We start from the raw sequence: 17,027 nt of genomic DNA, 5'->3' as shown, positions 1-17,027 counted from the left end.
GAACCCTCCCATGTACTACTTCATTTCAGGCAGACGAGCTTCGTTTTTCACTTCGGTCTGGGCAATCGCGTCGGCGGGCAGTACGACCCGTTGTTTGCTCAACAACTGGCCCATGTTCGCCAGGATGCGGTACATCGAAAACTCTTCGGTGTAGCGCACTTCGGTGTAGCGGCGGTTGGCGTTGTAGAGTTCGTTTTCGCTGTCGAGCAGGTCAAGCAGGGTCCGCTGGCCGAGGCCGAACTGATCCTGATAGGCAATGCGTACGCGCTTGCTGGTGTCGGCGTATTCACGGGCGGTCGGGGTTTGTTTCTTGGCATTGACCATGGCGTTCCAGGCCAGGTGAATATTTTCGTTGAGCTGGCGCAGGGCATTGTTGCGGATGTCCATGGCCTGGTTGATCTTGTGCGCGTCGGAGGCCAGGCGCGCCTTGTCGCTGCCGCCGCGGAACAGGTTGTAATTCATCACCACGCCGACCCGCCACTCGTTGTCGTGGCCTTCGTCACCCTGCACGTTGTTGTTCGCGCCCACTGCCGCCTCGGCGTCAAGGCGTGGGTAGAAGGGCGACTTGGCAACTTCGTACTGGCTTTCGGCCGATTGCACGTCGGCCTGGGCGGATTTCAGGTAAGGGTTGTTTTCCACCATGCTCTGCTGGGCTTCGGGCAGGGAGGTTGGGACTTCGCCGCGAATCGACGGCGGGGTTTCGAGTTCATCGGGCATACGCCCGACAACGGCGTAAAAGTTCGACTCGGCGTCAGCCAGATCGACTTCGGCGGTGTCGAGGTTGTTTTCTGCCAGTGCCCGGCGAGCGCTGGACTGGTCGGCATCGGCGTTGCTACCCACGCCACGCTGGGTGCGCAGGCCGATCTGGTCGTTGACCCGCAAGTGCGCTTGCAGGTTGTTCTTGGCCAGGGTCACCAGTTCGCGGCGCTTGAGCACTTCGAGATAGACCTCGGTGGTGCGCAGGGCCAGATCCTGAGCCGTACCCTGAGCGTAATAGGCTCGCGAGTTGACCACGCCTTTGGTGCGATCGACTTCATTGGCGGTGTTGAACCCGTCAAAAAGCATTTGCCGCAGGCGCAATTCCGACTGGGTGTAGTTGAGAATTTCGGTGTGGTGATTGCCGAGCGCCCGGGTATTGGTGTTATCGCTATACCCGCGCCCGTAAGCAGCGTTCAGATCTACCGATGGATAAAAGCCCCCTTTCGCGACCTTCACGTCTTCGTCAGCCGACAGACGGCTGTCCACCCGCGAAGCCAGTTCCGGGTGCGTCGCGATGGTGCTCTGGATTGCTTCGGTCAGCGTCATGGCCTGAGCCTGGGACGAGCAGGCCATGGCCAAAAGAACCGCGCTGCAGAGGGGGGTTAATAGGCGCATGTACATCTCCCTGATTCCTGATGGTGCTTATCAGTCGCCAATTATTTGACGGCATTTATAGGTAAAGTTGTTTCATGTCCTTAACAAAAGAGCTAAGAACATTCTGGAGCGTAGCTAAGAAATTTTTTTCATAACGGCTATGCAAAAAAAAACTTATGCGCTCTACAAAATCCAGCACATTGTTCAAGTCGAAAGCCTTGGTTTTACTAGCTTTAGGGCACCCATCGGGGTTTGAGGAAAGTTCCAATCCACTTATTGAAATAGAGCGGAGAAGTGCTGGAGGGGAGGGATGCGAGCGATCTGGTGGCGACGTTTTTTTGTCACTTGAGTGCTTCGAGATCGTTACGCATTGCTCACAGGCAACGTTGTTGCGAACGGGGATCCGATGCCATTGATTGCAGAAGGATTTTCCCGAAATCGTAAACAGCGCCGTGAGCGACTGGCTGGGCGAGATCGTTGCCGGGTACACGGCTTACTCAAGTAAACCGACACCCGGAACACGATCCGCCAGGCAACCCGCTCGAGCCATGAGCACGTTCTTCGCACAAACAAGGTGCCGACAGCGGTTGGCAGCGGAGGAAGTGCACATGGCAACGCTCATCGGAATCGTCAGTAAGGTCATCGGTCAAGTCTTCGCGGTTGCGAGCGACGGCACCCGGCGTGCTTTGGTCGAAGGGGACAAGCTGTTCGCTGGCGACCAACTGAGTACCGGCGCTGAAGGCGCGGTAGCGGTGCATCTGCAAAATGGCCAGGAACTGACCCTCGGGCGCGGCAGCAGCATGCAGATGACCCCGCAATTGCTCGCCAATCAGATTCCCCATGTGGACTTGTCCGAGGCGGTGACGCCGAGCCAGGCGCAACTGACGGATGTCGAACAGCTGCAAAAAGCCATTGCAGCGGGCGACGACCCGACCCAAACCGCTGAAGCCACCGCTGCCGGGCCGTCTACGACTAGCGGTGTACCGGGCGGCGTCCAGGGCAGCGGCCATAGTTTCGTCATGCTCGAGGAAGTGGGTGGGCGAGTCGAACCCACCATCGGCTTCCCTACTGCCGGTTTCAATGGCATTCCCGAACTTCCCGAAGAACGCCTGAACGCTAATCCGGACAATAACGCTGTAGCGGCCGATACCCCTGTGGTGCCACCAGTGACGCCGCAGGTGCCGAACAATCCGGTCAGCTTCGAAGGTCTGTCGGGGCAGAACGGCGAGCGGACTGTCAATGAAGCCAACCTGACCGACGGTTCGGTGAGGAACGAAGGTTCACTGACGCGAAGCGGCACCTTCACCATCAATGCGCCAGACGGGCTGACCAGCCTGAGCATCGGCGGCATCAACGTGATCAGTGGCGGTGTGGCGGCAGGTTTTGCGCAGTCGATCACCACCCCTCTGGGCAGTACCTTGACCTTCACCAACTACAACCCGGCCACGGGCGTGGTCAGTTACAGCTACACCCTCAATCGTGCCGAAACCCATGCAAGCGGCGAGGGTGCCAATAGTCTTACCGAGCGCGTCACCGTGGTGGCCAGCGACAGCAATGGCGACAGCACTACCGGTACGCTGGATCTCACCATCATCGATGACGTGCCCAAAGCAGTCGATGACAACAATGGCACCGCCTCGGAAACCCTGCTAACGCTGAACGGCAACGTGCTGAGCAACGATGTGCAAGGCGCTGACCGTGTGCCAGTCGGTGAAAACAGCGGGCCGATCACTCCCGGCACTTTCACTGGCACTTACGGCACCCTGGTGCTGAATGCCAATGGCACCTACACCTACACCCTCAACACCAGCGATGCCGATTTCAAGGCCCTGCACGGCGGTGGCGACGGCACCGAAAGCTTCACCTATACGCTGACGGACGCCGATGGCGACAGCAGTACGGCGACCCTGGTGCTGCAGATCCACAACAACGACGATCCGGTGACGATTGGCGGTTTGAACGTCACTGGCGGCGAACTCACCGTCTTCGAGAAAAACCTCGGCGACGGCAGCGCACCGGATGCCACGGCGCTGACCCAGAACGGTACCTTCACCGTTACTGCTCTGGACGGTGTCACCAGCCTGACCGTCGGCGGCATCGCCGTGGTCACCGCGGGTGTGGCGGCGGGCTTCCCGCAGTCGATCACTACCCCGCTGGGCAGCACGCTGACCATCACCGGATTCAACGCGGTGACCGGTGTGGTGAGCTACAGCTACACCCTCAACGACAACGAAGCGCATCCGAGCGCCAACGGCGCCAACACCCTGCCTGAACAGTTCACCGTGACCGCGGTCGACGACAACGGCACCACGACCACCGGTTCATTGGATGTGAATATCGTCGATGACCTGCCTCGAGGCGTGAACGACAGCAACGCTTCGACGGCGTCGGAAACCCTGCTGACCCTCAACGGCAACGTATTGAGCAACGACGTGCAAGGCGCCGACGGGGTAACCATTGGAGAAAACGCCGGCCCGATCACCCCCGGCACATTCACCGGCACCTACGGCACCCTGGTACTTAACGCCAACGGCACTTACACCTACACCCTGAACACCAGCGATGCGGATTTCAAAGCGTTGCACGGCGGTGGCGACGGCACCGAAAGCTTCACCTATACGCTGACGGACGCCGATGGCGACAGCAGTACGGCGACCCTGGTGCTGCAGATCCACAACAACGATGACCCGGTGACGATTGGCGGTTTGAACGTCGAGGGCGGCGAACTCACCGTCTTCGAGAAAAACCTCAGTGACGGCAGTACTCCGGATGCCGCGGCGCTGACCCAGAACGGCACCTTCACTGTTACTGCACTGGACGGTGTCACCAGCCTGACCGTCGGCGGCATCGCCGTGGTTACCGCGGGTGTGGCGGCGGGCTTCCCACAATCGATCACCACGCCATTGGGCAGCACCCTGACCATCACCGGCTTTAACGCGGCGACCGGTGTCGTGAGCTACAGCTACACCCTCAACGACAACGAAGCGCACCCAACGGCCAACGGCGCCAACACCCTGCCTGAGCAGTTCGCCGTGACCCTGGTCGATGACAACGGCACCACGGCCACGGGCAGCCTCGACGTCAACATCGTCGACGACCTGCCGAAAGGCGTGAACGACAGCAATGGCACCGCCTCGGAAACCCTGCTGACCCTCAACGGCAACGTGCTGACCAACGACGTACAAGGCGCCGACCGGGTAACCATCGGTGAAGGCGCTGGTCCGATCACCCCCGGCACTTTCACCGGCACCTACGGCACTTTGGTGCTGAATGCCAACGGCACTTACACCTACACCCTCAACACCAGCGATGCCGACTTCAAAGCCCTGCACGGCGGTGGTGACGGCACGGAAACCTTCACCTACACCATCACCGACGCGGACGGCGACAGCAGCACCGCGAACCTGGTGCTGCAGATCCACAACAACGACGATCCGGTGGTCCTCAACGGCCTCAACGTGTACGGCGGCGAGCTGACGGTCTACGAGAAAAACCTCAATGACGGCAGCAACCCCAACGCGCCAGCCCTGACCCAGAACGGCACCTTCACCGTCACCGCACTGGATGGCATCACGACCCTGACCGTGGGCGGCATCGCCGTGGTCACCGCAGGTGTGGCCGCCGGCTTCCCGCAGTCGATCACCACCCCGTTGGGCAGCACCCTGACCATCACCGGCTTCAACGCCGCGACCGGTGTCGTGAGCTACAGCTACACCCTCAACGACAACGAAGCCCATCCGACCGCCAACGGCGCCAACACCTTGCCTGAACAGTTTGCCGTGACCGCGGTCGATGACAACGGCACCACCGCGACTGGTTCACTGGACGTCAACATCGTCGACGACCTGCCAAAAGGCATGAACGACAGCAATGGCACCGCCTCGGAAACCCAACTGACCCTCAACGGCAACGTATTGAGCAACGACGTGCAAGGCGCCGACCGGGTAACCATCGGTGAAGGCGCTGGTCCGATCACCCCCGGCACTTTCACCGGCACCTACGGCACCTTGGTACTCAACGCCAACGGCACCTACACCTACACGCTGAATACCAGTGATGCCGATTTCAAAGCCCTGCATGGCGGTGGCGACGGCACCGAGACCTTCACCTACACCATAACCGACGCGGACGGCGACAGCAGCACCGCCAACCTGGTGCTGCAGATCCATAACAACGACGATCCGGTGGTCCTCAATGGACTCAACGTGTACGGCGGCGAGTTGACGGTCTACGAGAAAAACCTCAGTGACGGCAGCAACCCCAACACACCGGCCCTGACCCAAAGCGGCACGTTCACCGTTACCGCACTGGACGGCGTCACCACCCTGACCGTCGGCGGCATCGCCGTGGTCACGGGAGGCGTAGCGGCGGGATTTCCACAATCGATCACTACGCCATTGGGCAGCACGCTGACCATCACCGGCTTCAACGCGGCGACCGGTGTCGTGAGCTACAGCTACACCCTCAACGACAACGAAGCGCACCCAACCGCCAACGGCGCCAACACCTTGCCTGAACAGTTTGCCGTGACCGCGGTCGATGACAACGGCACCACCGCGACTGGTTCACTGGACGTCAACATCGTCGACGACCTGCCAAAAGGCATGAACGACAGCAATGGCACCGCCTCGGAAACCCTGCTGACCCTCAACGGCAACGTGCTGACCAACGACGTGCAAGGCGCCGACCGGGTGACCATTGGAGAAAGCACTGGCCCGATCACCCCCGGCACTTTCACCGGCACTTACGGCACCTTGGTACTCAACGCCAACGGCACCTACACCTACACGCTGAACACCAGCGACGCGGATTTCAAAGCGTTGCACGGTGGTGGCGACGGCACCGAGACCTTCACCTACACCCTCACCGACGCGGACGGCGACAGCAGCACCGCCAATCTGGTGCTGCAGATCCACAACAACGACGATCCGGTGGTCCTCAACGGCCTCAACGTGTACGGCGGCGAGCTGACCGTCTACGAGAAAAACCTCATTGACGGCACCGACCCTAACGCGCCGGCCCTGACCCAGAGCGGTACCTTCACGGTCACCGCCCTCGACGGCCTGCAAACCCTGACCGTGGGCGGCATCACCGTGGTCAGCGGTGGCGTGGTAGCCGGGTTCCCGCAAACTGCCGTCACGCCGTTGAGCAGCACCCTGACCATCACCGGCTACAACCCAACCACCGGCGTGATCAGCTACAGCTACACCCTGAACGACAACGAAGCCCATCCAACCGCCGACGGCATCAACAGCCTCATCGAGAACATCGACGTCGTCGCTACCGACACCGATGGCGACATCGCGAACGGGCAGATCAACGTCAACATCATCGACGACCTGCCGACCGCCAAAGCCGATGCGGACTCGGTGCAGGAGGGCGGCACCGTCAGCGGCAATGTGCTGGACAACGACATCGGCGGTGCCGATGGTCCGGCTGCTGCTGGCGCCGTGGTCGGCGTGCGTGCGGGCAGCGATACATCAACCTCGGCCATCGGCGGGCTGGGCAACCCGATCAATGGCACCTACGGTTACCTGACCCTCGATGCCAACGGCAACGCCGTGTATCACAGCACGCCTAACGCGGTGAGCGGCCCCGGCGCGGTGGATGTGTTCACCTATACCGTGCGCGATTCCGACGGTGACGAAAGCACCACCACCATCACCATCGACGTCTACAACATCTGCCTGAAAGCGGTCAGCGACAACGATGTGACGGTCTACGAAAAAGCCCTCGACCTGAGCAAGGGCGGCCAGGACCTGGCCGCCGGTACGGTCGTCGGCAGCGATCCGACCAACACGGGCGAAACCGCTTCCGGCACACTGGTGGGTTCGGTCACTAACGCAGTCGGCGCGATCACCTACGCCCTGGTCGGCAGCAACGTGGGGGCATACGGACAGATTCAGCTCAACGCCAACGGCACCTACACCTACACCCTGACGACCCCGCCGAGCACCACACCAAACGCCAATGACGGCCCGAACGTGATGCACGAGACCTTCAGCTATCAGGCTACCGACTCGCTGGGCAATATCGTCACCAGCACCATCGTGGTGGACATTGTCGATGACGTGCCCAAAGCGATGAACGACAGCAACCTCGGCACCGTCTCGGAAACAGTGCCGAGCCTCAGCGGCGATGTGTTCGGCAACGACGTGATCGGCGCTGATAACGTCGCCGTTGGCCCGGATGCCGGCCCGGTCACCCCAGGCACCTTCACCGGTACCTATGGCACCCTGGTGCTCAATGCCAACGGCACCTACACCTATACGCTCGATCCCAATAGCGCGGACTTCAAAAACCTGCACGGCGGTGGCAGCGATACCGAAACCTTCACCTACACCCTCACGGACGCCGACGGTGACATCAGCACCGCCAACCTGGTGCTGAACGTCTATAACAACGACGATAAGGTCACCCTCAACGGCCTCGACGTGTATGGCGGCGAGCTGACGGTCTACGAGAAAAACCTCAGTGACGGCACCAACCCCAACACCCCGGCCCTGATCCAGAGCGGCACCTTCACGGTTACCGCCCTCGACGGCCTGCAAACCCTGACTGTGGGCGGCATCACTGTCGTCAGCGCAGGCGTGGCCGCCGGCTTCCCGCAAACCGCCGTCACGCCGCTGGGCAGCACCCTGACCATTACCGGATACAACCCGGCCACTGGTGTGATCAGCTACAGCTACACCCTCAACGATAACGAAGCCCATCCAACGGCCAACGGCACCAACAACCTCATCGAGAACATCAACGTCGTAGCCACTGACACCGATGGCGACATCGCGAACGGGCAGATCAACGTCAAGATCGTCGATGACTTGCCGAGCGCCAAACCTGACTCGTCGTCGGTAACGGAGGGCGGCACGGTCAATATCGGTGTGCTGGGCAATGACATCAGCGGCGCCGATGGTCCGGCGACGGTGGTCGGCGTGCGCGCCGGTAGCAATACCTCGACGTCGGCCATTGGCGGGCTGGGCAACCCGATCAATGGCACCTATGGCTACCTGATCCTCGATGCCAACGGCAATGCGGTGTATCACAGCAACCCGGGTTCAGTCGGCGATGCGGGGGCGACCGATACCTTCACCTACACCGTGCGTGACTCCGATGGCGATGAAAGCACCACCACCATCACCATCGACGTGGCCAACAGCATCATCAAGGCCAATCCCGATAGCGACGTGACGGTCTACGAAAAAGCCCTCGACCTGAGCCAGGGCGGCCAGGACCTGGCCGCCGGTACAGTCACCGGCAGCGACCCGGGCAATACCGGCGAAACCGCGTCCGGGACCCTGGTCGGATCTGTCTCGGGTGCCAGCGGCGCGCTCACCTACACCCTGGTCGGCAGCGCCACCGGCACCTACGGGCAAATCCTGCTCAACCCCGACGGCAGCTACACCTACACCCTGACCTCGGCGCCAAAAACCTCGCCGAACGCCAACGACGGTCCGAACAGCCTGAGTGAAAGCATCACCTACAAGGCCACCGATGCGTCTGGCAACAGCAGCACCAGCACCATCGTGGTCAACATTGTCGATGACGTGCCCAAGGCGGTGGCATCGGATCGCTCGGTGGCAGCGGTGGAGATCGATTCAAACCTGCTGATCGTGCTCGATGTCTCCGGCAGTATGGTCGACCCTTCCGGCGTGTCGAACCTGTCGCGGCTGGAACTGGCCAAGCAGGCCATCAGTGCCTTGCTGGATAAATACGACGACCTGGGCGACGTGAAAGTGCAACTCGTCACCTTCAGCAGCAGCGCCACCGACATGACTTCGGTATGGGTCGATGTTGCGACCGCCAAGACCCTGCTTGCCGGCCTCACCGCGAACGGTGGCACCAACTACGACGCGGCCGTGGCGACCATGCAGACCGCGTTCAACACCTCGGGCAAACTGACCGGTGCGCAAAACGTCGGCTACTTCTTCTCCGACGGCAAGCCCACCACCGGCCAGGAAATCGGCACCGCCGACGAAACCGCGCTGAAAGCCTTCCTCGATGCCAACAACATCAAGAACTACGCGATCGGCCTGGGCAGTGGCGTAAGCAACGCGAACCTCAACCCACTGGCCTATGACGGCAATAGCCACACTGACACCAATGCGGTGGTGGTGACCGACCTCAACCAGCTCAACTCGGTGCTGTCCGGCACGGTGAACGGTGCACCGGTGACCGGTTCGCTGCTGGGCGAGGGCGGTGCGTTCGGCGCCGATGGCGGCTTCATCAAGACCATCACGGTGGACGGCACCACGTACACCTACGATCCGAGCGGCAACACCAATCAGGGCTCCCTGAACTTCAGCGGCGGGCTCAACCATGGCACGTTCAACACCGTGGACAACACACTGAACATTGCCACCAACAACAGCGGTACCTTGCAGATCAATCTCGACACCGGTGAATACGCCTACATTTCGCAGAAAACCACCTCGGTGTTGATCACCGAAAACATCGGCTTCACCGTCAGCGACAACGATGGCGACCTGGCCAGCTCCACCCTGACGATCAAAGTCATACCGAACGCACCGCCAGTGGCCGCCGATGACCACGTCATCACCAACGTGCCGTCGAGCAACATCGTGGTGCCGGGCGAACTGTTGCTGGCCAACGACACCGACCCCAATGGCGACCAACTTTCGGCGACACCAACCTCGTTCAACACCGGCTGGGTCTTAAAAGGCGAGGACTTCACCGGTACCGGCGCGATCAGCTTCGCCGGTGAAAACAACAACCCCGCCAACCAGAGTCTGGCCAACGTGCGCAACGCCTTTGCGGCCAACGCGGCGACCATGACGGCGGTGCTGGTGGTCAGTGGCTATCTCAGCGCAGCGAACCAATCCAATGGCAACAATGAAGACCTGATCACGGTCAAACTGAAACAGGGAGAAACGCTCAACCTCGATCACAACCTGGACCCTGGGCACATCACAATGGAGTATTCGCTCAACGGTGGGGCGTTCGTCAGCATCGCCGATGGCGGCACCATCACCGCAGGCGCGGATGGTACTTACCAGATCCACGTGACCAACATCGCCAACACCAGTGGCAGCAATAAGAATTCGGCAGAAAACTACGAACTGACCATGACGGTTAACTACGCCGGTGCGCACGAAGTCACCACGGACTACCACGGTACCTACACCGCCAACGACAACCATGGTGGCAGCGACTCGGCCAACCTGACCATCAGCTATCAGGACGGCCACACCCTCACCGGCACCAGCGGGGATGACATCCTGGTGGCGGGCACGGGCAGCAACATCATCAATGCCGGCGACGGCAACGATGTGCTCACAGCAGGCTCCGGCAACAACGAACTGCACGGCGACGCCGGCAATGACTTGCTCTACAGCGGCCCGGGCAATGACACCCTGGATGGCGGTACGGGCATCGACACGGCCAGCTACGCCCACGCCACCGCCGGGGTCACGGTCGACCTCAGCCTGCTCGCTGCGCAGAACACCCTCGGCGCGGGCACGGACACCCTGATGGCAATCGAAAACCTCACCGGCTCTAACTTCAACGACACCCTGAGCGGCGATAACACCAACAACGTGATCAATGGCGGCCTGGGCAACGACATCCTCAATGGCGGGGGCGGCGATGACTTGCTGATCGGTGGCCTGGGCAACAACACCCTCAGCGGCGGGGCGGGGGACGATACCTTCCAGTGGCTCAAGGGCAACAGCGGCCATGACTTGATCACCGACTTCACGCCCGGCACCGACAAGCTCGACCTGTCGCAACTACTGCAAGGGGAAAACGGCACCACGGCTTCGCTGGATGACTACCTGCACTTCACCGTCACCGGCAGCGGGGCTTCGACGGTGACCAGCATCGACGTCAGCGCCATGGCCGGCGCCGCACCGAACCAGACCATCGACCTGGCCGGCGTCAACCTCGCCAGTCAATACGGTGTCACGCCGGGAGCGGGTGGGGTGGTCGCGAGCGGGCATGACACGGCGACCATCATCAACGGCATGCTCAACGATCATTCGTTGAAGGTGGATACCGTGTGACCTGAAACCTGAACGGAAAAACCCGCCATTGCTGTGTAAGGGATGGCGGGTTTTTTCATTCAATAGTTTCTAACCAGGGCTCTGTCTGGCCACTGGAGACTTTAACGCTTGCGATGACTGCTTATACGTTCGGTACCCCGGTAGTAATCGTCCAGGGGGTGGACTCTGAGTTGTCACCATAGTCTGCCACCGCGATGAATTGATAGGTGGTTCCGTATTCCAGACCTGTAACCAATCTGGCCCATTTACCCGTATCGTCGGTCGGTTCCGGCTTCGGCCCGGTGACGCCATTGATCTTCAGCTTGATCTGCGCTGACTGGGCCGCATCACCCCTGACAATGACATGGTTGTATGGGGTGGTAGCGTTGTCCTGGATCAGGCCGTCCGAATCGTACACACGGGTATTGTGCGGTTTGATGGTGGATTCCACGGTAAAGGTGCGGGGCGGGGCGGTGATTTCCCCATCGCCATAGTCCGCCCTGGCAGCGAGCCTGTAGTCTCCGTCTGTCACATCGAGCAGGATTTTCCAGGCTCCATTGACGGGATCAGCAGTTGCGACGGCATCTTTTATGGGGGCGCCGCCATTGAGTAGCTGAATGCTCTCACCGAGCATGGCATGCCCCTTGATGATCAACTGACTCTTGCCGGTGGTGCAACCTTCAGGAACAGAAGGGCCGTCTTCGGACTCGAGGACGTCATCCAGGCTCAGTTTCATATCCGATGCGACACCGAAGTTGAACACATCGGACTCTTTGCCGTTAGCTGCCCTGATCTTGATCTTGTAGTTGCCACCGGTGATCCCATCAAAGGTGAGATTGAACAAGCCGTCACCATCGACCGTGGCTTTCTTGCCCGTGGGGGTGTTGCCGTTGAACGCTTCAACTTCCATATCGGGAGGTGCGTAACCGGAGAACTCGAGCGAGTCACCGTCGTAGGTATCGCCATCTTTAATCGGGCCATCCTTTCCGATGACTTTGTCTATGATCGGTGTCTCGGTCGCCAAAACGAAAATGTACTGTAAGGAAGAACTTTGAGGCGGTTTTTTTTCCAAAGCGTCAAGGCTGTAGCGCTTGAGGTCCGGCAGTGTGAACTGTTTGGTCCAGTCTCCTGAACCTTCGCTGGTCACGTCAGTGAATCTGATCTCGTCATCGCGAATCCAGAGCTCCGTAGTGGCGCCGGCCGTACCCTTGAAATTCAGGTTTTTGTCAAAAGTAACGCTGTTATTGCCAACGAGATGACCGTTGCTGTCTCGGACTTCATCGAAGGTTACTTTCGCTATTGTTTCACTCTGTGTGTTTGGCATGATTGCCGAGGTTTTCGGGGGATTAGTGGTCATGATGACTCCGGGTGTTGAAGAATTTTGGATGCCGGAGTGATTTAAAACCTCGTCAGATAACCTGCCTACTCTCATAAGTGACAGCTGTAAGTTGGTTTTCGGTCAATGGTCGAAGTTGCCATTGAGGCCTGGCAAGGTTGGCTCCGGCGGCCCGATCAACCGCCCCATCGCGCCGAAAACACCCAGCTCTCTGATGGCCGCCAACTCCCCTGACGTCTCGACCATCTCGGCAATCAACGGCAAATCAATGCTGTGGGTCGCGCGAAAGATTGCGTCGATGAACAGCCGCTTGTCAGGCTGCTCGTCGATGTTGCGAATGTAGGCTCCATCGATTTTCAGGTACGCCAAACCCAACTGGGTGAGGTTGCCGATCTGGCTGAAACGCCCGCCGAAGTGTTGCAGGCCGATGCGATAACCGGTGTTCAGCAGGCTGTGGCTCAAACGCTGCAGTTCTTCGGGGGAGGGCAACTGGCGCTCGTCGATTTCCAGGGTCAGCAGCGGTGCCAGTTCGGGAAGAGAGTCGAGCAGGTCGAGGATTGTTCGCCATTGCAGCGGGTCGCGCAGGGTGCTCCCGTACAGGCTCAATGCCAAGGGCCTGCGGTTGACCACCAGGTCGTCCAGCGTGGCTTCGAGCATGGCCAGGTCGAAGCGTGCCGACCAGCCGAGACGCTCGATCCACGGCAGGAAATGCCCGGCGGCAATTGCCTCGCCCTGTGGATCGAGCAGGCGTGCGAGCACTTTGTGATGCAGTACCTGGCGGGTGTCGGCGCATTGCACGACGGGCTGGAAGTACAACTGCATCTTGCCTTCGCTCAAGGCATCGTCGATCCAGGTGCGCCAGTCGTGCTGGGAGTGATTCGGCGCGGTGTCATGGTGGCCCAGATACACCCAGGGTCGCTCGGGACGTTGCCGGGATTCAGTCAATGCCTGATCAAGGCGCAGCAGTACGTTGCCGATCGGCTCTCCGGGGCGATAGGCGACAACGCCCAGGTGGGCGACGGGCATGCAATCGCTGGCGCCGGTCAGGCGCAGGTTCTCCAGGCTGATGCTGACATCTGTGGCCAGGCGCACGGCACTTTCGGCGTCCAGACCCGGTGTCAGCAGGCTGAATTCGCCACCGCGATTGCGCGCCGCCAGCCAGGTGCGACGTTCCGGCAATTGGGTCAGGCGCCTGAGCAGTTCGCCTGCGGCGCTGATCAGTGCGTCCGTTCGTTGGCCGCCCAGTCGCTGGTTGAGCCCGTTCAGGTCGTTGATCCGCAACATCAGCAGATGACCATCGCGGCTCTGTTCGCACACTCTCAAGTGGTCGGCCAGTTGTTCGTCGAGCAGGCGCCGGTTGGCCAGGCCTGTAAGGCTGTCCAGATAGGATTCGGCCCGCAGTTTTTCGCTGCGCGCAGCTTCTTCGACAAATAGCGCCTTGAGCTTTTCGACCATCTGGTTCATGGCCAGCACCACCCGTTTCAGCTCCGGTGTGCGTGGCAGGTTGGGCAGGCTGAGAAACTCGCGTTTACTGATGGCTTCGGCTTGTCGGACCATGCTGTCGAGCGGGCGGAACTGCCTGCGCAACATCCATCCTCCAATCACCGCACTGAACAGCCCGCATAACAGCAACCAGATCAGGCTGCCTAGGGTGCTGTCCCAGAGTTTGGCCAGGGCGAATTGCGGATTGCTCAGTACTTCGACCCGTGCCAGCTGTTCCCAGCCGCGCATGACCAAGGCGTCGCCACCCTCCGGGCGCAGGTTGACCAGGTTGACGAACCAGTCAGGCACACCGTCGATTTTTGTCGGTGTGCTGCGCTCCACCAGGGTTTGCTGATCCTTGAGCCTGATCACGCGAATGCTGCTGAAATAGCCGCTGTCAAAAATCGAACTGACCATCAGCTCCATCATTGCCGGGTCATCGACCTGTGCCGTCAGCGACAGCCCCAGCGCGGTGGCCGCGTCCTGGGCGTGGGCGCGCAGCTGACTGAGCGTTTGCTCGCGGGAGCTTTCCAGACTGGCAAAAAAACTGCCGCTGAACGCCACCAGCAGGAACAGGCAGATGGCCAGGAACAACTGTTTACGCAGTGTCATATCTCGCTCCTTGCCATGGCGGTTAGCCGTCGCCGATGTCGAACCCTTCACTCTGCATCTTTTTCAACACGTCCTGCCAGCGCGACAGTTTTTTCGAGTCGCTGCTGCGTTGGCTGCCGTTCTTGCCCGGCAGGTACAGGCCTTCGGCGTTGAAGGCGTACACCGGCAGCAAGTCTTTGCGTTGGGAGGCGGGGCGGATATCGCCGATCAGGTTGTCCAGCACCAGTGGATCGGCCGTGGGGGCGCTGTAGAACGTCAGCACCATGTGCGCCTGGTTCTGGCTCAGGGCCTTGACGTAGGTGATGCGCAGTTTTTCGCTGGGAAAACCGAGCCGGCGCAGGCTGAAATACTTCGCCAGCGCGTAGTCCTCGCAATCGGCGGCACCCTTGATCAGGGCTTCGACGGGCGTGGCCCAGTAATCGGTCTGTTGCCAGATGCGCGTGTCGTCCTGGAAATTCAACTGCTGATTGAAGAAGCGGTTCACCGCGTTGAGCTGCTCACGTTCGGGCGCGCCGCGTGCACTTTGCAGCATCTGACTCCACGCCTCGATCCGGTTTCGTGCCGGTCCCGGCGGGCCGTAGCGTTTTTCCACGGTTTGCAGGATCTGCGCAAAATCCCAGTCGGCCCGGACACCGTTGAAAACGGTCAGTAGCAAACCGGCCAGCAGCAACCAGACGCCGAGCCGAAGTCGGAGCGCTGGCCATCCTGGACTACGCAGACTGCGGGCCATGTCTGGCTGCTCGAGTGTAGGTTCGTGGAGTTTAGGTGGAGATTCTGCAGGGGGAGGGCAGGTCGTCGGAGGAAGAGAGTTCGGTGGACGGCTTTTTGTGGCGAGGGGCTTGTCGGATCGCCGCACCGCCCCGTTGGGTTGCGAAGCGACCCCAAACCATTCAATCCAGATATCCCTGGTACACCGCGGCCACCTGTTTTGCGACTGCTACGCAGCCGAACGGGGCGGTGCGGCGATCCGACAAGCCCCCTCGCCACAAGGGTCCCGGGAGACTTCAGGTTTTGCGCAGGGTTTTTTGCCTGAGGATGTAGATCGTCACCAGCACCGCACTGGTCAGCATGAATCCCCGTGCCCAAGGCAGCGGCACCAGATAACAGGACAACAGGATGCTCGCCCACATCAGGCCGATGGCGTAGACCTTGCTCTTGAGCGGAATGCCGTTGCCGTCGAGGTAATCGCGAATCCACGGACCAAGCCGCGGATGCTTGACCAGCCATTGATAGAAACGCGGGGAACTGCGGGCGAAGCAGGCGGCCGCCAGCAGCAGGAAGGGGGTGGTGGGCAATACCGGCAGGAAAATCCCGATGACCCCCAACGCTACGCTCAGCCAGCCGATGGCCAGCAGCACGTAGCGCAACATCAGGGGGCGGTTGCCTATGGGGTTGTCCATAGGCAAAACCTTAGTGGTGACGGGGTTTGAGAATCGCCGGTTTTTCGTCTGGCGCGTTGCACAGCAGGTACAGCGCAGTCAGGGCTTCCGGGATCTGCACGATCATGTCGTCCATCAGGTTGGCGTCGGCGGCAATGTCGGAGAACTCCGGTTGCTCGTCGAACAGGCCCGAACCGACCATGATCGGCAGCAGCATTTCGCTGACTTCGTCTTCGGCGGTTTCAAACCAGGCTTCTTCGCGCAGGAACACGCCCTCCATGAAACCGATGCACCAGCCGCGCAGTTCGGAATCGTCCGGGTCGTCGCCCAGGTCCAGGTCGCACGGCAACTCGAACTCCTCGTCGGAGGCCAGTTGGCGGGCGATGTGGGCCTTGAGGCCGATCAGCGTGGCTTCGATCTCTTCGCGCTGGGCTTCGCCACTGTAATGCGGCTCTTCGGCGAACAGTGCGTCGATCCATTCACGGTCCGGGACCACTTCGGAACAGATCGACAGCGCAGTGAGGTAGCCGTGGGCGGCCACGTAGTCCAGCGCCTCGTCATGCAGTTCATCAGCGTCGAGGAAGACTTGCAGGCGGGTTAGTTGCTCAGCGAAGGACATTAAAGGACTACCTTGGGGAATGTTCGATGCGGGAATTCTAGGCCTTCTTGAGCGCTTGGGCCAGCCGCACGGCATATTTGCACCTTTGTGGGAGTCTTATCAGCGGTGCCCTTTGCCGGACGGGGCTCGGGTATACTCGCGCGTTTTGTGATGCCCTGCTGGCTTCACGGCTGAAATGTGAAGCGTCATGCAATGCGCACTTACGATTTGTCGGTGCAGCATCGCGGGTTCTGAACCAGCCTTGCAGG

At 60.5% G+C, this 17,027-nt stretch carries 7 protein-coding genes; 1 reads left to right on the top strand and 6 read right to left on the bottom strand.

The annotated features are described in order from the left end of the window. Positions 1–15: 15 nt before the first annotated feature. On the bottom strand, positions 16–1,374 hold the full coding sequence (locus PPUTUW4_RS20050) for a TolC family outer membrane protein (RefSeq protein ID WP_015096315.1): 1,359 nt from the start codon (positions 1,372–1,374) through the stop codon (positions 16–18). 587 nt (positions 1,375–1,961) lie between these two features. On the opposite strand from PPUTUW4_RS20050, the gene PPUTUW4_RS20045 reads away from it, so the two are divergent. Beyond that, the gene (locus PPUTUW4_RS20045; protein ID WP_015096314.1) at positions 1,962–11,372 is read left to right on the top strand and encodes a retention module-containing protein; all 9,411 of its coding nucleotides are present in this window, start codon (positions 1,962–1,964) and stop codon (positions 11,370–11,372) included. Between the two features lie 121 nt (positions 11,373–11,493). Here PPUTUW4_RS20045 and PPUTUW4_RS20040 read toward each other — a convergent pair whose 3' ends face one another. The 5 genes from PPUTUW4_RS20040 to PPUTUW4_RS20020 all read right to left on the bottom strand — a co-directional run bounded on the left by PPUTUW4_RS20040 (position 11,494) and on the right by PPUTUW4_RS20020 (position 16,779). Beyond that, entirely contained in the window at positions 11,494–12,708 is a 1,215-nt protein-coding gene (locus PPUTUW4_RS20040) for a carboxypeptidase regulatory-like domain-containing protein (protein WP_015096313.1), read from the bottom strand. A gap of 102 nt (positions 12,709–12,810) precedes the next feature. Then, complete coding sequence (lapD, locus tag PPUTUW4_RS20035; RefSeq protein ID WP_015096312.1) at positions 12,811–14,781, bottom strand: cyclic di-GMP receptor LapD; 1,971 nt, start codon at positions 14,779–14,781, stop codon at positions 12,811–12,813. Positions 14,782–14,803: 22 nt separating this feature from the next. Further along, the gene (gene lapG / locus PPUTUW4_RS20030; protein WP_015096311.1) at positions 14,804–15,511 is read right to left on the bottom strand and encodes a cysteine protease LapG; all 708 of its coding nucleotides are present in this window, start codon (positions 15,509–15,511) and stop codon (positions 14,804–14,806) included. Positions 15,512–15,785: 274 nt separating this feature from the next. Then, complete coding sequence (locus PPUTUW4_RS20025; RefSeq protein WP_015096310.1) at positions 15,786–16,181, bottom strand: YbaN family protein; 396 nt, start codon at positions 16,179–16,181, stop codon at positions 15,786–15,788. Between the two features lie 10 nt (positions 16,182–16,191). After that, positions 16,192–16,779: a YecA family protein gene (locus tag PPUTUW4_RS20020; protein WP_007975277.1), complete on the bottom strand. Its 588-nt coding sequence runs from the start codon at positions 16,777–16,779 to the stop codon at positions 16,192–16,194. Positions 16,780–17,027 lie beyond the last annotated feature (248 nt).

It is taken from the genome of Pseudomonas sp. UW4, assembly GCF_000316175.1.
Lineage (GTDB): Bacteria > Pseudomonadota > Gammaproteobacteria > Pseudomonadales > Pseudomonadaceae > Aquipseudomonas > Aquipseudomonas laurylsulfatiphila.
This window is presented reverse-complemented; position numbering and strand designations above follow the sequence as displayed.

Coding starts and splice junctions, on each gene's coding strand:
- PPUTUW4_RS20050 (WP_015096315.1), bottom strand. CDS start 1,374: ATGCGCCTATTAACCCCCCTCTGCAGCGCGGTTCTTTTGGCCATGGCC.
- PPUTUW4_RS20045 (WP_015096314.1), top strand. CDS start 1,962: ATGGCAACGCTCATCGGAATCGTCAGTAAGGTCATCGGTCAAGTCTTC.
- PPUTUW4_RS20040 (WP_015096313.1), bottom strand. CDS start 12,708: ATGACCACTAATCCCCCGAAAACCTCGGCAATCATGCCAAACACACAG.
- lapD (WP_015096312.1), bottom strand. CDS start 14,781: ATGACACTGCGTAAACAGTTGTTCCTGGCCATCTGCCTGTTCCTGCTG.
- lapG (WP_015096311.1), bottom strand. CDS start 15,511: ATGGCCCGCAGTCTGCGTAGTCCAGGATGGCCAGCGCTCCGACTTCGG.
- PPUTUW4_RS20025 (WP_015096310.1), bottom strand. CDS start 16,181: ATGGACAACCCCATAGGCAACCGCCCCCTGATGTTGCGCTACGTGCTG.
- PPUTUW4_RS20020 (WP_007975277.1), bottom strand. CDS start 16,779: ATGTCCTTCGCTGAGCAACTAACCCGCCTGCAAGTCTTCCTCGACGCT.